Annotated in this window: 18 protein-coding genes and 1 other annotated feature; of the genes, 15 read left to right on the forward strand and 3 right to left on the reverse strand. The window is 45.4% G+C overall.

Going from position 1 to position 22,222, the window contains the following annotated elements; all coding sequences use genetic code 11:
* Positions 1-51: 51 nt before the first annotated feature.
* The 5 genes from rsfS to leuS all read left to right on the forward strand — a co-directional run bounded on the left by rsfS (position 52) and on the right by leuS (position 6,288).
* The gene (gene rsfS, locus IFU39_RS16045; RefSeq protein ID WP_036615136.1) at positions 52-399 is read left to right on the forward strand and encodes a ribosome silencing factor; all 348 of its coding nucleotides are present in this window, start codon (positions 52-54) and stop codon (positions 397-399) included.
* A complete protein-coding gene (locus IFU39_RS16050; RefSeq protein ID WP_192133624.1) occupies positions 396-1,301 on the forward strand; it encodes a CvfB family protein in 906 nt (301 codons plus the stop codon). The genes rsfS and IFU39_RS16050 overlap by 4 nt, the downstream gene beginning before the upstream one ends.
* 129 nt (positions 1,302-1,430) lie before the next feature.
* Positions 1,431-2,201: a class I SAM-dependent DNA methyltransferase gene (locus tag IFU39_RS16055; RefSeq protein WP_192133625.1), complete on the forward strand. Its 771-nt coding sequence runs from the start codon at positions 1,431-1,433 to the stop codon at positions 2,199-2,201.
* Positions 2,202-2,427: 226 nt separating this feature from the next.
* Positions 2,428-3,384 carry a phosphotransferase family protein gene (locus IFU39_RS16060; RefSeq protein ID WP_192133627.1) on the forward strand — a complete coding sequence of 319 codons (957 nt, stop codon included), beginning with the start codon at positions 2,428-2,430 and terminating at the stop codon, positions 3,382-3,384.
* A gap of 111 nt (positions 3,385-3,495) precedes the next feature.
* Positions 3,496-3,765, forward strand: a binding site (T-box leader).
* A gap of 78 nt (positions 3,766-3,843) precedes the next feature.
* The gene (gene leuS, locus IFU39_RS16065; RefSeq protein WP_192133629.1) at positions 3,844-6,288 is read left to right on the forward strand and encodes a leucine--tRNA ligase; all 2,445 of its coding nucleotides are present in this window, start codon (positions 3,844-3,846) and stop codon (positions 6,286-6,288) included.
* Here the strand turns inward: leuS and comER are convergent.
* Complete coding sequence (gene comER / locus IFU39_RS16070) at positions 6,269-7,114, reverse strand: late competence protein ComER (RefSeq protein WP_036615122.1); 846 nt, start codon at positions 7,112-7,114, stop codon at positions 6,269-6,271. The two genes, leuS and comER, sit on opposite strands and share 20 nt — an antisense overlap.
* 185 nt (positions 7,115-7,299) lie before the next feature.
* Here comER and IFU39_RS16075 point away from each other — a divergent pair, with 185 nt between their 5' ends.
* The 4 genes from IFU39_RS16075 (at position 7,300) to IFU39_RS33420 (ending at position 14,744) form a co-directional block, all read left to right on the forward strand.
* On the forward strand, positions 7,300-7,938 hold the full coding sequence (locus IFU39_RS16075; protein ID WP_192133631.1) for a ComEA family DNA-binding protein: 639 nt from the start codon (positions 7,300-7,302) through the stop codon (positions 7,936-7,938).
* A 40-nt stretch (positions 7,939-7,978) separates the two neighbouring features.
* A complete protein-coding gene (locus IFU39_RS16080) occupies positions 7,979-8,497 on the forward strand; it encodes a deoxycytidylate deaminase (protein WP_017687196.1) in 519 nt (172 codons plus the stop codon).
* A gap of 102 nt (positions 8,498-8,599) precedes the next feature.
* Entirely contained in the window at positions 8,600-11,467 is a 2,868-nt protein-coding gene (locus IFU39_RS16085) for a ComEC/Rec2 family competence protein (RefSeq protein WP_192133633.1), read from the forward strand.
* 1,312 nt (positions 11,468-12,779) lie between these two features.
* Positions 12,780-14,744 carry a stalk domain-containing protein gene (locus tag IFU39_RS33420; protein ID WP_192133635.1) on the forward strand — a complete coding sequence of 655 codons (1,965 nt, stop codon included), beginning with the start codon at positions 12,780-12,782 and terminating at the stop codon, positions 14,742-14,744.
* A 136-nt stretch (positions 14,745-14,880) separates the two neighbouring features.
* Here IFU39_RS33420 and IFU39_RS16095 read toward each other — a convergent pair whose 3' ends face one another.
* On the reverse strand, positions 14,881-15,183 hold the full coding sequence (locus IFU39_RS16095; protein ID WP_062835531.1) for a hypothetical protein: 303 nt from the start codon (positions 15,181-15,183) through the stop codon (positions 14,881-14,883).
* Positions 15,184-15,533: 350 nt separating this feature from the next.
* Between IFU39_RS16095 and IFU39_RS16100 the strand changes: the two genes are divergently transcribed.
* The 3 genes from IFU39_RS16100 to holA all read left to right on the forward strand — a co-directional run bounded on the left by IFU39_RS16100 (position 15,534) and on the right by holA (position 18,634).
* The gene (locus tag IFU39_RS16100; protein ID WP_017687205.1) at positions 15,534-16,082 is read left to right on the forward strand and encodes an RNA polymerase sigma factor; all 549 of its coding nucleotides are present in this window, start codon (positions 15,534-15,536) and stop codon (positions 16,080-16,082) included.
* Positions 16,079-17,362, forward strand: coding sequence for an anti-sigma factor family protein (locus IFU39_RS16105; protein ID WP_192133637.1), 1,284 nt, complete (start codon positions 16,079-16,081; stop codon positions 17,360-17,362). Before IFU39_RS16100 ends, IFU39_RS16105 begins: the two co-directional genes overlap by 4 nt.
* A gap of 255 nt (positions 17,363-17,617) precedes the next feature.
* Positions 17,618-18,634 (forward strand): DNA polymerase III subunit delta, encoded by a 1,017-nt coding sequence (gene holA / locus IFU39_RS16110; RefSeq protein ID WP_036668560.1) that lies wholly within the window; start codon positions 17,618-17,620, stop codon positions 18,632-18,634.
* 188 nt (positions 18,635-18,822) lie between these two features.
* On the opposite strand, the gene rpsT is transcribed toward holA, so the two are convergent.
* Positions 18,823-19,095, reverse strand: a complete 273-nt coding sequence (gene rpsT, locus IFU39_RS16115) for a 30S ribosomal protein S20 (protein WP_024628504.1) — start codon at positions 19,093-19,095, stop codon at positions 18,823-18,825.
* 175 nt (positions 19,096-19,270) lie between these two features.
* Between rpsT and gpr the strand changes: the two genes are divergently transcribed.
* The 3 genes from gpr (at position 19,271) to IFU39_RS16130 (ending at position 22,126) form a co-directional block, all read left to right on the forward strand.
* A complete protein-coding gene (gpr, locus tag IFU39_RS16120) occupies positions 19,271-20,272 on the forward strand; it encodes a GPR endopeptidase (protein WP_091013937.1) in 1,002 nt (333 codons plus the stop codon).
* 145 nt (positions 20,273-20,417) lie between these two features.
* Entirely contained in the window at positions 20,418-21,713 is a 1,296-nt protein-coding gene (locus IFU39_RS16125) for a stage II sporulation protein P (RefSeq protein WP_192133639.1), read from the forward strand.
* Positions 21,714-21,766: 53 nt separating this feature from the next.
* A complete protein-coding gene (locus IFU39_RS16130) occupies positions 21,767-22,126 on the forward strand; it encodes a hypothetical protein (RefSeq protein WP_192133682.1) in 360 nt (119 codons plus the stop codon).
* The last annotated feature ends 96 nt before the right edge of the window (positions 22,127-22,222 follow it).

A 22,222-nucleotide genomic window follows, 5' to 3' on the forward strand; every position in this document is an offset into this window, starting at 1 on the left:
ATTACGAAGGATCTTTTTAAACACACAATTATAGATTATGGAGGTTGGTTCATGACAGTATCATCGAAAGAACTTATGAATATGGCGGTTGCTGCCGCTGACGACAAAAAGGCATCCAACATTGTAGCGTTGGATCTGATTAATGTTTCTCTGGTGGCGGATTATTTTGTTATTTGTCACGGGAATTCCGATACACAGGTACAAGCCATTGCCACTGAGATTCGCAAACAGGCTCATGCAGCCGGAGCGACGATCAAAGGTATCGAAGGTATGGATTCCGCACGTTGGGTACTGATGGACATGGGCGACGTTGTTGTTCATATCTTCCACCGCGACGAGCGTGAATACTACAATATTGAGCGTCTATGGTCTGATGCCAAAGTGGTGGAAACTGTATGAGTTTGATTGCTGGAACAGTCGTCTCTTTGCCGGTTTCACGTGAAGTGTCTCCGTTTGGCTTCTTTTTGACGACAGGATCGGAAGATGTACTGCTTCACTACACCGAGTTAACGCGGGATATTAAGATTGGCGAGACGCTTGAAGTATTTGTGTTCTTTGATACGGAAGATCGTCTGGCCGTAACGATGAAAAAGCCTTATCTCATGCTTGGCGAAATGGCACGACTGGTTGTGGCTGATGTTCACCCAAGACTGGGTTGTTTCCTGGAAATGGGACTTGGACGGCAATTGCTGCTTCCTATTCGTGAATTGCCTGAACTGGAAGAACTGCGTCCTCAAGTAGGGGATGAAGTCTTTGTAATCATGGAACATGACAAGCAGGGACGTCTGCGTGCCAAATTGGCCGGGGAACGTGAGCTTTCACAATTGTCTTTCCATGCGCCAACTTCATGGTTAAACGAGTGGGTTGAAGCGACGGTATACAAGCCACTGCAGATGGGTACTTTTGTACTTGTAGAGGGCGGTGTACTGGGCTTTGGCGCGATTGGTATGATTCATTCATCCGAACGCAGTCATATGCTGCGCCTTGGTGAAAAAGTGAAATGTCGAGTGACACTGGTACGTGAAGACGGACGTGTGAATCTGGCCATGACTCAACTCAAACAAGTTGGACGTAACGAAGATGCAGACAAGCTGCTCGCTTTCATGAAAGAACGCCCTATGGGTGGCATGCCATACTCGGATGCAACTCCGCCGGATATCATCAAGCAGCGCTTCGGCATCAGTAAGTCTGCGTTCAAGCGTGCCTTGGGCAAATTGATGAAGGACGGACTGGTGGTCCAAAAGGAAAGCTGGACGTATCTGTCCGAATCTGCTCCTGCGGATCAAAGTGAAAACAAATAATCTTCTTGATTAAATAGTTGTAATATGGAACTCGGATAAGGCAGGGATAGGCTGGGTAAACACCGGATGCCCCTGCTTTTTCTTTTGTTAGCAGGATTAGAAAATGAAATTGAAAGTGCGGTGCCTGACATGTCTTACCGGAAATTTGCCTATGTGTATGATGAATTAATGGAAGATATGCCTTATCCGGACTGGATAAGGTTTGCAAGAACAGCATGGGAAAAGCATGGAATGCCCAAAAGTGTCGCTGAACTTGGCTGTGGAACGGGCTCCATTACGATCCCGCTCGTGAACTCCGGTTTCGAAGTTACAGGCATTGATCTCTCAGCAGATATGCTGTCGGTTGCACGCAGCAAGATGGAGGCTACGCCTCAAGGTCATCGTTTGTATCGGGAAGGCAGTGTCCGTTGGGTGCAGCAGGATATGCGGGAATGGCGAGTTCCTGAACCTGTGGATTCGGTGATATCTTTCTGTGATTGTGTCAATTATTTGCTTGAACAAGAAGATGTCATTCGTACATTCCAGCGCACATATGAGATGCTGAAGCCTGATGGAACGTTCCTGTTTGATGTGCATCATCCCAATACCCTTATTCGTTATGATGAGGAGCAGCCTTTTGTACTGGATGAGCGCTCCGTGTCGTATATTTGGACTTGTGATCTGGATCAGGATCGCTGTGAGATCGAACATCATCTCAGTATTTTTTCGCGTGTGGATGATGGTAGCAAGGATATGTATCAACGGTTTGAAGAAGTTCATGTCCAGCGTGCATATAATCCGGACTGGATGAAGCTGGAGTTATCCAAGGCAGGTTTTAGAGACGTGAAGGTATATGCGGATTTTGAATGGAAAGAGGCTGAAGACAGCGCTCAGCGCTTGTTCTATGTTGCTGTGAAGTAAGAACGAAAGATGACAACTGTCCTTATGTATGGTGCATAAGGGCAGTTTTTTTGTTTGATTTTCCATGGAGAATGAATAGCAATATTCTTAAATAGGGTAAAGGAATACAAGAAAAGACATAACGACGTGACAAAAAGTATTGCCAGTTAAAGTAAAGGAGGCGATAATAGTCGGATAGAAAGCGTTTTCTGAGAAAATAAATCAATTGTCAATGTGAGGTGTAGAAATGGAAAGTACATATAAAACAAGACTTACGTCAGAACAGTTGAATGCCATAATAGAGCAGCATTTCTCTGCAGGTATACAGGACTACAAGGAAATGGTGGATGGCTGGGCCAATCATGCATATCTCATTACACTGAGTGACGCACAGCGGGTGGTACTCAAAATTGCTCCATCGGCTTCGACAAATCTGATGCGCTGTGAGCAGGATCTCATGATTGCCGAGGTTGAGGCACTACGCCTCATTACGGAGCTACAGGATGTTCCCGTACCCCAAGTGCTGGCTTATGATGATTCGTTAACGATGGCTTCAGCGCGTTATTTTATCATGGAGTACATGTCTGGAACACCCTATAATCAGGTCAAGGATCAGTATTCTGGGGAAGAGCAGGAGACCATTGAACAACAACTCGGTCGGTACAATCGTCGAATTAATGAAATCAAGGGTGAGAAGTTTGGATATTTCTCGGAGCAAAAACAGCGTTATTCCACATGGAAAGAAGCATTTATGAATTTGATGGATGACATTCTTACCGATGGTGAAGAAGCCGGAATTACATTTTCGATCGATTACCCTGAATTGAGACGCTTGATTGAAGAAAAATCAAATGTGCTGGATGATGTCAAAGAACCTGTGCTTGTGAGTTGGGATCTGTGGGATGGCAATGTTTTAGTAGACAAAGGTCGTATCACAGCGATTATTGATTTTGAACGTTCACTATGGGCAGATCCTCTGATGGAGCATTATTTCAGTCATTTTAACTATACGCCTGGTTTTGTGAAAGGGTATGGGCATGCGATTACGACTGAAAGTGAGCTGAAAAGAAGAAGCCTCTATGACTTGTACTTTGATCTGGTGCTACGCATTGAGTGCGCTTATCGTCAATATGATAATCAGGAACATGTGAATTGGACCATTCATAATCTGGAGGAAGGCATTGAGCGTTTTCGGTCATCCTGAACAGCAACCAGCGTTATGAACGGTACGAACCGTAGACTTCAAGATGGCGATTATAACGTGTAATATTGACTTTGGGCTTGCTTTTTTATATAATGGTCCCGATATTGTATACATATTTCGATGATAAGGATCAGTAGTAATTCCTGTACATAACAGAGAGCCGGCGGTTGGTGCAAGCCGGTTGACAGTGATTTGCGAACTCGCCTTGGAGAAATGCGGTGATTACACCATTCTGTTTAACCTGCTTGTATAAAGCTTGGGTTCAGGAATGGAAATCCGCATCGGTTAACCGCCGTTACAGGTCCAAAGGGAGTGGATGACGAAGCACGTTCGTCCGCTAACTAGGGTGGTACCACGGGAATTCAACCTCTCGTCCCTAGCGCTGCAAACGCTACGGGATGCTGAGGTTTTTTTGTTGCAATTAAAGCTAAAGCGAATAACCTGAAGGAGGAACAATAGATGAGTGAGAATAACCAGCCGAAACACGGCTATCAGCCACAAGTTATGGAAAAAAGTTGGCAGCAATACTGGGATGCAAATAAAACGTTTAAAACGGGTGAGGACCCTGCTAAACCGAAATTTTATGCACTGGATATGTTCCCTTATCCATCCGGTTCAGGTCTGCACGTAGGCCACCCGGAAGGATATACGGCAACGGATATCGTTTCCCGTTACAAACGTATGCGCGGTTACAATGTATTGCACCCAATGGGTTGGGACGCTTTCGGTCTGCCTGCTGAGCAGCATGCACTGGATACAGGTGAACATCCACGAGATATTACATTCCGTAATATTGACAATTTCCGTCGCCAGATCAAATCGCTTGGTTTCTCCTATGACTGGGATCGTGAGATCAGCACAACGGACCCTGAATATTATAAATGGACACAATGGATCTTTATCCAGCTGTACAATAAAGGCCTGGCTTATGTGGATGAAGTTGCAGTTAACTGGTGTGAAGCCCTTGGAACGGTACTTGCTAATGAAGAAGTTATTGATGGCAAGAGTGAACGTGGTGGACATCCGGTTGTACGCAAACCGATGCGTCAATGGGTTCTGAGAATTACCGAGTATGCAGAGCGTCTGCTGGAAGACCTGGAAGAGCTGGATTGGTCTGAAAGCATCAAGGATATGCAGCGCAACTGGATCGGTAAATCGACAGGTGCGGAAGTTGTATTTGCCATTGAGGGTCGCGAGGAAGTCATCAAGGTGTTCACTACCCGTGCGGACACATTGTTCGGTGCGAGCTTTGCAGTACTTGCTCCTGAACATGAACTGGTAGAAGCAATTACAACCAATGACCAACGTGAAGCGATTCAGGCTTATCAGGAGCAGGCTTCTCGTAAAAGTGATCTGGAACGTACAGATTTGGCGAAAGACAAAACAGGTGTTTTCACTGGCGCTTATGCAATCAATCCCGTTAATGGTGCAAAACTGCCGATCTGGATTGCTGATTACGTTCTTGCAGGTTACGGTACAGGTGCGGTTATGGCTGTTCCGGGTCATGATGCACGTGACTGGGAATTTGCGAAGCAGTTTGGTCTGGATATCATCGAAGTTATTCAAGGTGGAGATGTTACACAAGAGGCTTATTCCGGTGATGGCGCGCATGTGAATTCCGATTTCTTGAACGGACTGAATAATGAAGAAGCGGTTGCCAAGATGATTGCTTGGTTGGAAGAGAACGGTAAAGGACAAGGGAAAGTAACCTATCGTCTGCGTGATTGGCTGTTCAGCCGTCAGCGTTACTGGGGTGAGCCAATCCCGATTCTGCATCTGGAAGACGGAACGATGAAGACCGTACCGGAGGATCAACTTCCACTGCTGCTGCCTGATATCGACCAGATCAAACCTTCGGGTACAGGAGAATCACCACTGGCGAATGTTACGGAGTGGGTGAATACGGTAGATCCGGAAACGGGAATGAAGGCACGTCGCGAGACCAACACCATGCCGCAATGGGCGGGTAGCTGCTGGTATTACCTGCGCTTTATCGATCCGCACAATGACAAGGAACTGATCTCCAAGGAGAAACAGCAGCAGTGGCTGCCAGTTGATCTGTACATTGGCGGAGCAGAGCACGCGGTGCTTCACTTGCTGTACGCTCGTTTCTGGCACAAAGTACTGTATGATCTGGGTGTTGTGGAGACCAAAGAACCTTTCCACAAACTGGTGAACCAAGGTATGATCCTGGGTACCAATAATGAGAAAATGAGTAAATCCCGTGGTAATGTCATTAACCCGGATGAAATCGTGAATGAATTCGGTGCAGATACATTGCGTCTGTACGAGATGTTCATGGGACCATTGGAAGCGACAAAACCGTGGAATGCAAACGGGGTTGAAGGCATGCACCGCTTCCTGTCACGTGTATGGCGTCTCTTCATTAACGAAGACACAGGAGCCATCAATGACAAGATTACGGTGGACGGTGGAACGGATGAGTTCAAACGGACTGCTCACAAAACGATTAAAAAAGTTACGGAAGATCTGGAACATCTGCGCTTCAACACATCCATCAGCCAGCTGATGATTTTCATCAACGATGCATACAAAGCGGACACACTGCCTCGTGAAGCGATGGAGAAATTTGTGCAGCTGTTGTCACCACTGGCACCGCATATGGCAGAGGAACTGTGGAGCCGTTTGGGTCATGAAGGTGGAATCTCTTACGTGGCTTGGCCTGAATATGATGAGTCCATGACAGTGGATGCGGAAGTAGAAATCGTTGTTCAGGTAAACGGTAAAATCGTAACTCGTGCTACAATCGCGAAGGATCTGGATGCACAGGGTATGCAGGACTTCACGATGGAGCTGGCACCTGTTAAGCAGGCACTGGAAGGCAAGACCATTCGCAAGGTCATTGCCGTTCCAGGCAAACTCGTTAATATTGTTGCCGGTTAATCTCACCGGCTCGGAATAGTTCATCCAGCTTTAACAAATCTTCATCATATTTGTCATGTGTCGTGTGGATCAGGCTGTCGAAAACACCGTCGAGACTTACCTTCAGCAGTGCAAGTGCCTGAGCGGTAATACCGCCAGGTACAGCGACACGAGCCTGAAGCTCTTGCGGGGTGTATCCTCCTTCGGTGAGCAGCTTGCCTGTTCCCAGGAGCATTTCGCCAGCCAGAGCGCAGGCATCTGCCCTTTTGATGCCTGTCAGCTTCACGGCACTTTCGATCCACTGTTCCAAAAAGAACGATATGAATGCAGGTCCGCAGCTGGAGAAGTCGGATGTAATTCGTGTACAGGCTTCATCCACCTGGTACGGCCTGCCTATATGACTAAGCAGACTTTCTAACACAGCGCGGTCTTCACTGGTCATTCGTTCGCCGTGTATGCAGAGTGACGCTCCACTGCCGACTTGGTGTGTGACACTGGGAATTACCTTGGAGACTTTGCAAGGAAGTGAAGATTCCAGATGTCGCAGCTGCACGGGACTGGTGATCGAGACAATTATATGATTGGGATTCACGACAGGCAGGATGTCGTCAATAACATGTTTGAATTCAAGCGGCTTCACGCACAGGAAGATGATGTTGCTTCGGATCACCGTTTCCCGATTGCTCTGGGATTCATGCAGACCGGGGTAACGGAGGGATAACTGACGTACTTTGGACGGGGTTCGATTGCTGGCGGCGATCTGCCGGGGCTCAAGTGCACCCGATTGGATCAGGGCATAGATTAGCAGGCTGCCCATGCTGCCGGTTCCGATAAATCCAACCTTCATTGTTTCAGGCCTCCTTTCATGCTTTACGGTACTGGCGCAGTTCATTCCCTCTATTCTATGCGTGAGGACCTGTTTCACATGACATGAAAAATGCACAACTTGTTTCATCAGGAAAGTACAACGGTTCGGAAGCACCGCCCGTGTTCGAAATGAATGATTTTGAATTCAGGGAGAGGTGTGGAAGAATGAGATGGAACAAAGGGATGACCATTGCTGCTGCGGTGGTTGGAAGTATACTTATATTATGGTCGGGCAAAAGTGAACAACCACCTAGTGGCTGGGAACCCTTGCAGCTCGGCACCGAGAAGCCGACGATAGAGCAGGAACTCCCTGCTGTACTGTCGGCTAATTCGGTTCAGGGCAATACAGGAGCATCTTCTTCGGGAACCGAGGCAAGTGGGCTGCAGACTGGAAATGATGCAAAGGCAGATGAGTCTAAAGAGCTTGCGAGCGTTGGGGTTGAAGGTGATTCAGTTGTTCAAACTACAAGTCAGACGAATGATAATCCACCGGACACCTCGAATTCGATTGAACCAGTTACACAGGGTACGAATTCTGATCCTTCGGTTACTTCGGAGACGGCATCAAGCAGTAATCCACCTGTAGTTCGTGAGGAAGCTGGCGACAATGGCAAGATTGATGTGAATACCGCTCCTGTCTCCAAGCTTATTGAGCTTCCCGGAATTGGGGAGAAGAAAGCTCAAGCTATTGTGGACTATCGGAATACACATGGTCCTTTTGCAAAAGTCAGTGATCTGACAAAGGTCAAAGGAATCGGGATGAAGATGCTGGAGAAGATGGCGCCGTATGTGCAGATCCGGTAAAATATAAAATATAAATTGTATTAAGCGGGAGGAAAGCAGCATGAGTACAGAGGTACGCAAGGACTGGGATACGTATTTTATGGACATCGCGTATATGGTTTCCACCCGTTCCCGCTGTTCGCGTCGTCATGTGGGTGCCGTTCTTGTTCAGGGAAAGAAACTGCTGGGAACAGCCTATAATGGTGCACCCACCGGCGTCCCGGATTGTTCTGAAGCAGGTTGCATGATATCGGAAGAGTATGAGTTGGTCGTGACCGATGGGCAAGAAGAAATGGTGAAAAAACAACGATGCATTCGCACAATTCATGCGGAGCAAAATTTGCTTTTATTCACAGATCGAATCGACCGCGAAGGCTCGTCTGTGTATGTGACTGACGAACCGTGCTGGACATGTGCCAATATGTTGGCGAATAGCGGGATTACAGAAATCGTGTTTCATCGTTCTTATCCTAAAGATACCGGCAAGGTTACAAATATGATGGAACAGAAGGGAATAACGTTTCGCAGGCTGGAGAATTACCAGCCCCCGCGGGAAACGATGATGACCGTGAGCAATTAATGTAAATATGATCGAATACGTGAGGGAGAACCTCCGGTAAGCCTGAATCGGCTTCCCGGGGGTTTTTCTGCGTTCAACGGGTGAAATGAAGGAGGGGTAGAAATGAAAGGCAGACCGTTATTAAGTTTTACGATTTGTTGGATGTGCGGGAGCGTAATGGCATGCGCGTTAACAGGCTGGACATTAATCTGGGGGTTAATTGGAGCTCTGGCATGTCTGCCACTTTTACTTCGTTTTATAGATGTGCGTGGATGGTCTGTTTTATTTTTACTCGCTGCCTTTATTGGAGGCGCTGCACATTGGGAGTGGAATGACTCACGCAATCATAGCAGTCTGCCGGAGACCCTGCATATCGCAGCTTATGAGTTGGACGGATGGTCAGCTGAAATTCAGGGTGAGCTGGTGTCAGATGTACGCATTGATGGAGATCGGGCTGACTTTAAGATTCAGATGTCTGCAATATTGCCCTTATCGGATTCATCAGCAGATACAGATCTGGCAGCATCATCTGCATTCAACATAGATGAACAATTGATGGTACAAGTCAGACTGTTGGAGGAAGAAGAACAACAGGTAGCAGCGGGATGGAAGAGGGGCGATTTGATTACGCTTAATGGTTCTTTTGTCCTTCCTGGTGAAGCCAGGAACTTTGGCGGGTTTGATTATCGCAGTTACTTGCGCACCCTGCATATCCACTGGTTGTTCAAAGTGAAGGGAGCCAGTTCGGTCACAGTAGTTGCTCCTGAGGGACTTGGACAATATAACGTACTACGGTGGACGGATTGGACTAGGCATAAGTTGGGCTTGGCGGTTGAGCAGTTATTTCCAGAGCCTCATGCAGGATATATGAAGGGTCTTATTATCGGGATGGCTACTGATATCGATCCAGGTACCTATGGTCAGTTTTCACAACTCGGTCTAACGCATATCCTGGCAATCTCCGGAACCCATGTCGCTGTATATGTTGCTTCGTTGCTTCTCATTCTATCTTGGCTAAGGCTTACCAGAGAGACGGCACTCACGATTGTTCTGATCCTGGTGCCAGCTTATGTACTGTTATCCGGAGGTTCACCTTCGGTGATTCGGGCAGGAATTATGTCCATGATTGGGTTGTACATGGCACGCCGTGGCCTCGCCAGAGACGGTCTTCAGATGATCAGTGCAGCAGCATTGCTGATGATGTGGTGGGACCCGTACTTTTTGCTAAGTGTGAGCTTCCAGTTATCCTTTCTCGTTACCGCAGGTCTGATGATATACATGCCATTGATTAACCGGCTGTTCAGCAGCTGGCCGAAGTCTCTGGCTGCAACGGCATCCGTTACCGTGACCGCTCAGCTGATTTCGTTCCCAGTAACCATTTTGTATTTCAACCAGTTCTCACTACTTTCATTTGTAGCTAACTTTCTGTTGGTTTCTTTGATCAGTGCTATTGTATTACCTCTGGGGACGGTCGCCATGTTGTTGTCATTCATATGGGTTCCCTTGGCGAAACCCCTCGCATGGATAGCGATGCAACTGAATCAACTGACATTTGTAAGCGTGGAGTGGATGAACAGTCTGCCAGGTTTTGTGTTGATCTGGGCAACACCGCCCTTGTTATGGATCGCCGCATATTATGCTGTGTTGTATGCCTTACTCTACCTGTTGCATCGTGGCAATGGTGAGCAGCAAGAAACAGCGTTTGTTGAGGAAGAGACGGCTCCTCTTGTGAGGGGACAACCTTCAGTTTCAATGACGAATATGGGCATTCGCTCTTCGGTGTCTACGGTGGCACAGGATCAAGGTAAGAACCGTGTAGATGGAAAAGAAACTTCATTAACGACATTAGGAGCCAGTATTGCCTGGCCGGAGTATACAAGTGCATTTACTGCACGAGGTGCAGGTTATTATGCGCATCAACGAATGAGTAAAGTTCAGCGCGGGTTGTGCGGCTTGCTCGCAATCAGCTTTGTTGCTGGATTGTGGTGGGCATATCAGACTCCCAAGCCTGCCGGAACCGGCATCGTGCAGTTTTTGGATATTGGACAAGGAGACAGCACATTGATTACAACCCCGGAAGGCAAACACATTCTGGTGGATGGCGGGGGAACGGTTAGTTTTGGGAACACCGAACACTCATGGAAAACAAGACGTGATCCGTATGAGGTGGGGGCTAAGGTGGTTGTTCCTCTATTGAAAAAAAGAGGCATCCATCAACTGGATGCTGTCATTGTCACGCATGCTGACCAAGATCATGCCGGAGGACTACAGGCTGTGCTGGAACAGATTCCAGTTAAACGTTTCATGTTTAATGGCACGACCAGCGGTAAGGATAACTTTGATAAGCTGCTGAATACAGCCATGGAACGGAAGATTCCTCTGTACGCCATTCGGCAGGGCATGTCCTATAAGGTTGATAAGGAGACAAGTTTACATTTTATAGCTCCAGATCTGGCACATATGGATGTAAATGTATCGGGCAGTTTGCCTGTGTCTGAACACCAGAATCATGATTCCGTTGTTTTTTTGCTGGACATGGCTGGCACTTCCATGTTGTTCACTGGGGATATGGATGCAGCAGCCGAGCAGGACCTGCTCTATATGATTCAGGATGGCTCGTTGGCTGCCCAGTTTGAACAGAAAGGTGCAGATATTGGAGTTACAGAGGGGGTTGTACAAAGGGTACTTACACGCCCGTTGCAAGGTAATTTAAATGATGCTTCAGCATCTGTATCCATTGACGTTCTAAAGGTCGCTCATCATGGGAGTAAAACGTCGTCAACCGAAGCCTGGCTCCAATACTGGAATGCCAGAACCGCCGTGATATCTGCAGGAGTTAACAATACATATGGGCATCCCAATCCGGGAGTGATGGAACGTCTGGAAGCTGCCGGGTCAGATATTTATCGGACAGATCAGATGGGCGAGGTTCAGATGAGGGTGAAAGATGGGGAGATTGCTATCCGGTACAAGTTGGTCGGGGTTGAGTGACGATTTTACAAGGCTGCATAATAACCAGGTTGAAGTGTTTATAAAACGGTTATGACGGCACGCGATCTATTTATCGGTGTGAAGATGAGTGAAGAAAACTCCGATTTAATACCAACTGGAAGGTTAAAAAGACAAGAGAACATAGAACAATGTGGATAGTTTGAGCAGAAAAAGTATTGAAGTTAAGTGTAAATATCGAGTAGATGATCCCACCTATGAAGCCTAATAGACCATATGCAACGATTGCAACAAGCAATCTCATATACGTATTATCTTTTTTTCTGTATAAACGTAATCCATCCACCAATATAGAAAGTGGCGTAAGTAAGAAAAGTAAAATAGCGAGGTTAATCAATAATCCAACCGCAAATTGATACCCGAATGAATAATAGTAAGTATTCTCTAATCTTTCATCTATAGGGACATAGTGATATATCCCCATTGCAAGTGAAATGAACACTGCAGTTAGTACAGCTGCAAGTATTTTTCCGCGCGGCCTATTGATTCTATGGGTTTTTGTCATTCGTATATTGACCTCCATCTTGAATAACTATATTCAACAACTGATAGACTTAGGGACTTACTATATTTTAGCATACACAGGCTGAGAAAGAATGAGTGAGGGATATTGAGAAAGTAGTACTTGGTTAATCAATAACAGAAAAAAGTCGTTCCGTTGCGAACGACTTCTTTCTGAATTTCATGATAATAACACATTTCAATCTTTATGCGTTATGAGGATAGTTTGGCTGTCAGTTAGTATAGTTGACTAGGGAGGAACTACTCTCACTCTCTTGCTTTTGAGATACTAATCGGCAAGCTAATTATAGTTGCACTGAATAAGTTTAGTATATGATCAATTTGATCCCAACTTTTATGCCAGATTATCATATTAAATGCAATCAATAACACACTACTGAGTAGAAAGAATCCCAGGAAGTATTTGAAAAATATGATTAGATTCATTTAATCTCCCGCATATCCATTTATAGTTTTGTTACGGTTGCACGCTCTATTTAGTCTGTAATATATTTTCTATTTTAGATTATTAAATGCAATCATTTGTATTTGGTTTGTTGGATTTATGTAAAAATATGGCATTAGTTGTGTTTGTTATTAGTGTTCAGTAATTTTTGTTGCAGGATTATGGTTATTTTTACCGAATAATAGTTAGGCCCACCTTCGAGTAGGGATAGAGATACTTAGTGATCGTAGCACTAGCACTATACATAATAATGAGGGGATCAAGAAAATGGAACTTGTAGAAATGACACAAAGTAAAAGGAACTGTAATGCAACTCAGAAGTTTAGAGTGAAATGGATTAGAAAAGCGATAGCCCTATGGATTGGATTTTTAGTTATCGGTTTGATCGCAGGACAGTCCTCCGCTTTGGCATCATCTGGATCGGGTAACTCCATCACTTCAGTTCTTGACCGGAATGACTATTTGCTGGACGATGGTACACTTTGGTCTAAAGGGATCATAAGTGGAGTATGGACACAAAATAGAAAACTGATTGGTATTTCAAAATCTGACAACCATTTCATCTTTGGGTGGACTGCCGATGGCCAAGTGATTCGGTGGGATAAGGACAATGCGCATAAACCAGTAACGAAACAATTCAATGGTGTGATTAAGGTATATGGCCATGGATGGGTTCAGCTTCAGGATGGAAACCTTTATAATTTTGATGATCAGGCTAAGGTTTTGGAATCGATTATCGATGCGGATTCTTATCGGGATAGTTCTGGGAGAGATTCTTCTTATACTGCATTATCTTCATCAGGAGATATATATTATGACAAATACAACAAAATACGTAAAGCTGGAAATGTACCTGATGGTAAAGCAATTGCAACAAATGGTGTTTACGCAGCTGTGCTGAAAAATGATGGCTCGGTAGTGATCGTAAGTATGCTATATGAGGATGACTACATCACGGTTGCAAATAATGTGCAATCTTTGATTTGGTGGGGGAGTACGCATAAGCTGCTCACGGTGAAGCAGGATGGAACCGTCTGGAGCTACGATCGAACTGCCAAATATAAGGGTGAGCAACTGCCGGGTTTAAGTAACGTATCGCGGATGGTGTATGCGCCTAATCTGGATGAACTATATGCACAGTTACAGGATGGATCATGGGCTACATATGATAATGGAAAGTTAGCTCCTCTATCAGCTCCTGCGTTAAATCAAGTGACACTTGCGGCATCTTCCAAGGACGCTAATATTGGGGATACGATTACCCTTACCGTTCAGGAGAATTATAGTAATGGATTCAAAAACAAACGTGCGCCATTGCCTGAAGAACTTATAGTGGAGCAGCCCCAAGTTGCACAGATTCAGGCAGGAGCCAAACTGAAGGTTACGGGCATGGGAACAACCAAAGTGACATTGAAGATAGGAGATTTGGCTTCAAGTCTTCAACTGAACGTTGATTCAGAGCAAAAGTTATCAGGGGCCACATTGCTGGATGGAAATGTATACTTGCCAGTACAGTCGGTGTTCAAAACATTGGGAGCCACAATTGATGTGAAGGGCTCATCTTTTGAGATTCAATTTGGAGATGACAGTATTACTTTGCAAAAGGGAAGTGCTGTTGCGCGATTAAACAACAAAGAGCTGAAATTGAAAGGGAAAGTACAAACCATTGGAGGACAAACTGTATTTCCAGCAGACTTGTTAAGACAGGCTGCGGGTATTCAGGTTCAATGGGATGCTGAGCTAAAACAGGCCAAGGTGCTGGTTGGAAATTCTTCTATTGTGGTGGAATCGAAGGATACACTTGCACTGATTAAGAAAAAAGAGTTGGGGAATCTTGCTCGCTTCATTGGCAAGTCCTACTGGATCAACAGTGATACGAGTTTAGGGCAACGATTCAGTAAAGTGACCATATCAGATATCAAAATTGAGAAGATTAAATACGGTGATCGAAGTTACTCTATTATCTTCCGTAATGCAAAAGGAAAAACCGTTTCCGCTTACGCAGGAGGTACACCTTCCAGTGTGACGGAGATGCTTGCCGATTCCAACCAATTCTTCTCTTCTGATCCGTATAAGAAATACAATTGGTCCAAGTCCACTTGGAATAAAATCATTGGTGGAGAGGTAGCTCTAGGAATGAACATAACTCAGGTGCGCCTTGCATGGGGAGATCCATCGAACATTACGTATGAAACGAGTTCAAAAGGCAAAATCGAAGTTTGGGTGTATGGCAGCTCAGCAGGCATAAGAGCTTTAGGGTTTCTCAATGGCAAACTGATGGCGATTTACTGATGAATATACCAATTCATCACTTCATTTGATTGCAGGTTACAGCACAGCACAAAAAAAGCCCGCTTTCCGTTACACTCCACGAGGGAGAATATCGGAAAACGGGCCATTTTTTCAAATTGTAGAAGAGATATAAGAACTATTCAACGCCGTCCTTAAAGTGTTTGTTCCAGTGTTTATCTCCCTTGTGCAACAGATCTTCTACCGTTTTCTCAAGAGTCATCAACAACTGTGCTCTGACATCAAGTACGGTTTCTCTGTACAAGCGTTCTTCCGATCCAACGATTTTATCGCCGTATAATGCCTGTGCAGCTACGTACTTCCGATGTTCCTCGACCAGAGTATCAATGGACTCCAATGCATGTTCCACAAAGTGGGAAATACTTTGGTATTCTTTGGGCATTTGTTCTTTTAAAGCTTGAATTTTCGCAAGAGCTGGCATGCTCATCACCTCGTGTTTATGAATGTAAATTTACAATACACTATTTTCATGAAAATTGCATTAAAATCAGCTTAAATTTGGACAAATTTCGACTTTTTTTATTTTAGGAACCAAAAAAGTGCTTATCTATAATGTATGCCATTGCATTTGAATTGAGTCGTGTAAGTAATGGAATCGCTTTTGGATACGTTTGGTGACTCGTTATGCAATTTCTGTTATTCTAAGAGAAGATTTCAGCGGCCCTAATACATACGCCGTTATTTTGTTATGGCAAATTAAAAAATACTTAACTTTGCAACAATTTTATTGATGATCACGTCTGTAAGGTTGCAGGGAGAGGGGGATCCTTTGTGGTAGAGCCGGAACTCATCAGAGCCGCTCAATCGGGCGATCGCGACGCTCTAATTACCCTATTGCGGGAGATTGAACAACATGTCTATCGGACCGCATATTACATTCTAAATAATGAACAGGACGCTTTGGATGCTGCTCAGGAAGCGTTGATCCGAATTTACACCAAAATCAATTCATACGAAGAAAAGGCCCAATTCAAAACATGGGTACAACGCATCGTCACGAACATCTGTATTGATAAATTCAGAAGAACCAAGCCGTCCGTCTCCATTGACGAACATGACATGGTTTTTCAGGATAATCAGGATGTGGAGTACGAGGTCATGTCTACATATGTGGCCCAGGACATTCAGGATGCGATCAACAAGCTTCCCGAGCACCATCGTACCGTTATTGTTCTAAGATATTTGCAGGACTTATCCTACAATGAAATTGCGGATTGTCTCGATCTTCCTTTGAATACGGTGAAATCTTATTTATTTAGAGCCAGACAGCAGTTACAGAATCTACTACAGGAATATCAGAAAGGTGGTGTGACAGGATGAAATGCGAAGAGGTGGTGGAATGGATGCACCGCTATCTGGATCATGATCTGGGCGAGGCGGAAACCGCGCAGATGCTACAGCATGTGGCAAAGTGTCCGGAGTGCGCCGAGAATTTTAGTTTACTCAGAGCTCTTTCCAGAGAACTGGAAGAATTACCGCAAGTAAGCCCGAAATTTAGTCTGGTTGATGCGATTATGCCACAACTTGATGCCATTGACGAAGCGCGGAAGGAACAAAGTAGCACCATACAGGAAATGAATCCTGTCCCCGCTACATTTGAGAATTTACAACGTTCAAGTGAGCGGAAAACGAAGCAAAAATGGCTTAACTCGATGGCAGGACGTATGTCCATGGGTGCAGCGGCTGCGGCAGTTATATTGGGATTCGCCATCTGGGGGAATCCGCCTGAACAGATTGAGAATGCCGATTCCATGCTAATGAGCTCTGGAGCTTCTCAAGAGGGCGGCAATTTGGATGAGAATTCATTAAGCAAGAATATTGAAAATTATGATCCTGCCCCTTCGTCCCAACCAAGCAGCAACGATGTGTTTGTGGATCAATCGAATGTTTCACCAACTAAACCAGATAACCAAGACGTAGAAACAATTCCTGAAGAGAACGGTGGAGATGGGGTACAGGAGCCTGAAGTTCAGTCAGATCCGACACCTAAACAACCGGCTACAGAATCAACGCCTGCTCCGAATAAAGGGCCGCAGGATAATTCGTCCAGAACTCCTTCGACCGATAATCAGAATAATCAGGTTCAGAACCAAGATTCTGAGCAGAGAATTCAGGGATCAGGAGATTCTCCTAAATCTTCTGCAGATGGCGAAGAGAATGGAATAACAGAAACGGAAAATGGAGATGCGCAATCCTTCACTTCTCAGGATACAACACCTAATATGACTGAAGATGTTCCGGTTGAAGGTAACACTGTACCTGATTCAAGTGCAGGTGCAGACGCTTCTGGAGGAAACAAAGGTTTTGCAGCAGGACAGGATCAGGAAATGACAACAACGGCAGCACCAAAAGAATGGAAATCCCCTGACGGCTCTTATGTAGTTATGCTTATTGGTGATCAAATCAGCATATACTCCAAACCTGTGAGCGAACCGGATGTTCTAAATTTGGTTGAACAACGCAGTATAGATGGGACACTGAAGTCAGCGAGTTGGTCGAAGGATGGTACCCTATTTAATTACGAAACGGACAAGGACGGAACAACGGCGAAGAACTCGTTTAATGTGCCTGCTGTTTCAGGTGGAGCTTCTTCGAAATAATTAAAATTGGGGAGTGCGCTCCTCTCAACGAAAGAACATTTTCAGTATGACAAGCATATAGTGGAGTAACAAAACGTCCTATCTCAGTTCAAACAACTGACGTCGTATGACCGCGCTCCGGCTTTTTCTAGAACTGCTGGTGTCTGCGTTTATATAGATGTAGGACAGGGGACCTTCATCCATAACTGGATGTAAGGTCCCTTTGTTGTCTTGCATGTTTTCTGGTAGGATAAGAGGGATAAGGAGGCGCCGTGAATGGATGTAAAAAGTGCAACAAAGGCAATACGTAATGGAGAAACGGCACCGATCTATGTGCTGTACGGAACGGAGAAGTACCAGATACAGCAATTTACGGATATGTTAAAAGAGCAGGTTATTGAAGAAGAACATCGTGATTTTGCGATTATTCCATATGATTTGTCTGAGACGGCTGTGGAGGTCGTTATTGAAGAAGCAGAGACCGTACCTTTTCTGGTTCCACGCAAATTAATTATTGTAAGGGACGCGAGCCTGTTCACCGCAGGTAAAGAATCCAAGATTGAACATCAGGTTGATCGTCTGCTTACATATATGGAAAATCCGGCAGATTACAGTACGATTGTTTTCCTGGCCCAAGGGGATAAGCTGGATGAGCGTAAGAAACTGGTGAAAGCTGTCAAGAAACAGGCAGTCGTTCTTGCTTTTGCTCCACTCAGTGGAGAAGAGTTATTGAATTGGATAGTGAAACTGGCGAAGCAGCGGGATGTTTCCTTGGAGACGGGAGCGGCGGAAACGTTGATCAGCTATGCAGGAACAGGTCTTCAGACCCTGTCTGCTGAAGTAGATAAGTTATGTTTGTTTGCGGGTAATGGGGGGACAATCAAGCGTGCTGATATCGAGTCACTGGTTGCCCGTAGTACAGAGCAGAATGTATTTTCACTAGTGGAGGAACTCGCAAATTTGCGACTGGAGAAAGCATTGGCTCTTTTCTATGAGTTGCTGAAGCAGCGGGAAGAACCGATTAAAATTGCGGCTTTAATCGCTCGTCAGTTTCGGATCATGATCCAGGTGAAAGAGTTGGGACAACAAAGTTACTCCCAGCAGCAGATTGCCAGTCAGCTAGGTCTGCATCCGTATGCTGTTAAGATTGCAGGTGAGCAAGCCCGCAAATTTCAGCCGGAACGTCTGAGAATGATTCTGAGTCACCTCAGCGAGCTGGATTACCAGATGAAAACAGGAGCGGTGGATAAAGTGCTTGGTCTGGAGCTGTTCTTATTGAGACTTGGTGCATGAATGGATAAGTAACCGTAATAGATTACTAGTGTGAATAACAAACAAAGCGACCTTTGCTCCATGATGGTTAGATCATCGGAATAAAGGTCGCTTTGTCTGTGTCTTATACTTATCGAATCAGATACTAAAAAATCCTGAAAGCCTATGCTGTTCAGGATTTTTCCATTGGATCGTATAAGTAACGCTTCTTACGCTTGTGCGGAAAGAGCGTTCAGTTTTTTCGCCAAGCGAGACTTTTTGCGTGCTGCAGCATTTTTATGAACCAGACCTTTAGTTACAGCCTTGTCCAGCTTTTTGGAAGCAGCTTGAATCGCAGCTTTTGCAGTATCAACTTCGTTACTTACCAGAGCAGCATCAGCAGCTTTAACAGCTGTACGGAGTGCAGACTTCTGGGAAGCGTTGAGTGCGCGGCGCTTGTCGCTCGTTTTTACGCGTTTAACAGCGGATTTGATGTTTGGCATTACATTCACCTCCTGTAAGGCATTTGCATGAATACAAACGTTTCACAACTTAAAATATTCTATCACGCTAGCATGTAAAATGCAACAGATATTCCTACGATGTTCGACATGCTGTATAAAGAAACCCTTTTTCCCACACAATATGCTCAAATGCGGTAAGGGAGGCAGGGACAGAATGACACTGGATTTGCAAAACTATACAGTTCGTACCGATTTGGCGATCGACTCCAAGGAAATGGCGCAAGGTGGACAGAAACAGACGATTCCCGGACTGCGGGAAGATGTGGAGAAAAAAGAGGGCATTACGATTACACGTATTGATGTCCTGACTGAAGAAGCAGCCACGGCCATTGGTCGGGTGAAAGGTCACTATGTCACCTTGGAAGTACCTTCCCTCCGGAATGGTGATACCGAGTTACAGGAGCGAGTTGCTGCCGAGTTCACACGTGAAATGGAAGATTTTATGGTTAAGGCCGGAATCAACAAAACATCCAAGGTCTTGATTGTTGGCCTGGGCAACTTAAATGTCACCCCGGATTCACTCGGTCCACTTGTTGTGGAAAATCTGATGGTAACCCGTCAGTATTTCGAATTGGTGCCAGATCAGGTAGCGCCAGGGTATCGGGAAGTCAGCGCGATTGCTCCCGGCGTGTTAGGAACAACAGGCATTGAATCCAGTGACATCGTACAGGGAATTGTAGACCGGACCAAGCCGGATGCCATTATTGCGATTGATGCCTTGGCCTCCCGTTCCTTGGAACGTGTAAATACAACGATTCAGGTAGCGGACATTGGTATTCATCCTGGTTCCGGTATTGGAAACAAACGGCGTGGCCTGACCCGTGAGATATTAGGTGTGCCTTGCATCGCCATCGGAGTACCAACCGTATGTTATGCGTCCACCATTGTGAACAATGTGATTGAGATGATGCGCTCACACTTCCGCCAGGAAACGGATCAGACCAAACAGATCATGGGTATGCTGGACGACATCGGTGAGCAAGATCGCTTGAGTCTGGTCAAAGAGGTACTGGAGCCACTGGGTCATGACCTCATTGTTACCCCAAAGGAAATCGATGAGTTTATTGAGGGAATTGCCAATGTTATCGCTACAGGACTTAACGCCGCACTCCATGATGCCGTGAATCCGGATAACGTAGCCGCCTATACACATTAAAACTAAAACTGCTGAGAAGAAGGTCCGAATCTATCGGACTTTCTTTTTTTTGTTTCTGGAATCTTGCATTTTCCTGTTCTATCAATTTGGGCGGGCTCATAGAGTTGAAGTATAAGAGTTGTCCAGCAGGGAAGGAGACAGCAGAATGAACAAGATATTGGCCTGGAATATTGGGAAGTGGAAAAAAAGATGTCTGCACGTGCTGGCCATGGGCCGTACGTTGTTGTTGCTTATGATCATATCTGCCTTGTTTTTTGTCGTACTGGGTCTGGGGGGGATGGCAGAGAAACGCTTGAATAATTCCCCCGTTTCTTCCATGAAAGGATTTGCGAGTGCCGTATCAAGCCGCTTTTTTGTCGATATGCTCGGTATGGAGATGCCCCATCTCACCCAGAAGGAACAGACCTCTGCCATATCCGGTGAGAATCTCACTTCATTTGTTTTCCAATTACTAACAAATGTAAATCCTCAAGATCCGAAGAGCCTGATTGCGAGAGAAATGCCGGGCATGGGTTCCAACCAACCTGTTCTGCTCCGTCCTGGATCTGGTAACGAAAAAGCCGAGGCTCCCGAAGATTATCAGCCAGGTCCCGGTCTTACGGATACGGCTTCTGCAGGTGGAGGAAAACCCGGTAGTGAGCTGCATGTTCCACCAGGTCAGGACAATACGGATCCACCTGAGTCGAGTGAGCCTGGAGATGGACAAGGTAAAGAGGATCCCCCAGCGAAGAATGGTGAGAAAGACAATTCAGGCTCACCGACAACAGGCAAAAAGTCAATTCTTATCTATCATTCCCATCCACGTGAAGGCTACAATCCACTACTAGGTACAAAAAGTGATAATCCATCATCAGGCAAATCAACAGGCAATGTGTTTCAAGTGGGAACCTACCTCTCAGACAGTCTGAAGAAGCTGGGAATCGGCGTAGAACACGCCAAGGATGATTACCCCACTAAAGTTAAGGACTACAACTGGAACTATTCCTATAAATACTCCCGTCAAACGGTAAAAGCGGCACTCGCTCAAAATGATGATCTGACGTATCTCATAGACATTCATCGCGATTCACAGCGTCATGGCAAAACAACAACCACTATTAATGACTTGGGCTACGCCAAAGTATATTTCATTATTGGACATGAAAATCCAAATTGGCGGCAGAATGAAGCCTTTGCAGCAAAAATTCATAAGAAACTGGAAGCGAAGTATCCTGGGGTATCCCGTGGTGTGTGGGGCAAAGATGGCGGAGGAGCCAACAATGGAGAGTATAACCAAACCCTTTCACCAAATAGCATTTTGATTGAGATTGGTGGCATCGACAACACAGGAGCTGAGCTCCAACGGACATCGAAGATTCTAGCAGACATGATTGCCCAAGTGTATTGGGAAGATCAGAAGGTGGACAAAGCCAGTGCCAAAACTTCGTCGCAGGGTGGATAGGAACCATATATGTAAGAAAGAAAAATAGTAGAGCGTGACAGGAGGCAATGCACATGTCCAGATTCGGTAAAAGACTGTTATCCATCGCTGTATTAATGTTGCTGGGTATTCTGTTTGGAATGCAGCTGGCTGGCAGCAACTTTCATATGGGCATTCCATCAGGAGGCACGTCAACCGTTGTGACAACTGAGCCAACTTCATCGGTGACCGAATCTGTTCCGACTGCACCTGTCCAAAAGGAAATTAAGGAACCACCATTTGTACCTGTTCAGTCACCAAGCCAAGTGCTTGGGGCAGATCAAAATAAGGCTCCGGTTGATGTGTTGGCAGACAAAACGGCTGGACTATTGCAAAATCTCTCACACAGTGGAATCAAGTGGGTGGTCTCTCTTTTTAGCGGTGTTGCTGAATAAAATACCATAATTTTAAGGTACAATATAACCTCTGGGAGTGCATGATAACACTTTATTATAAAGTTGAGACATCACGGGATTGATGCACTGTGCTTC

The sequence above is a fragment of the Paenibacillus sp. CFBP 13594 genome, assembly GCF_014842675.1.
GTDB classification, from domain to species: domain Bacteria; phylum Bacillota; class Bacilli; order Paenibacillales; family Paenibacillaceae; genus Paenibacillus; species Paenibacillus amylolyticus_B.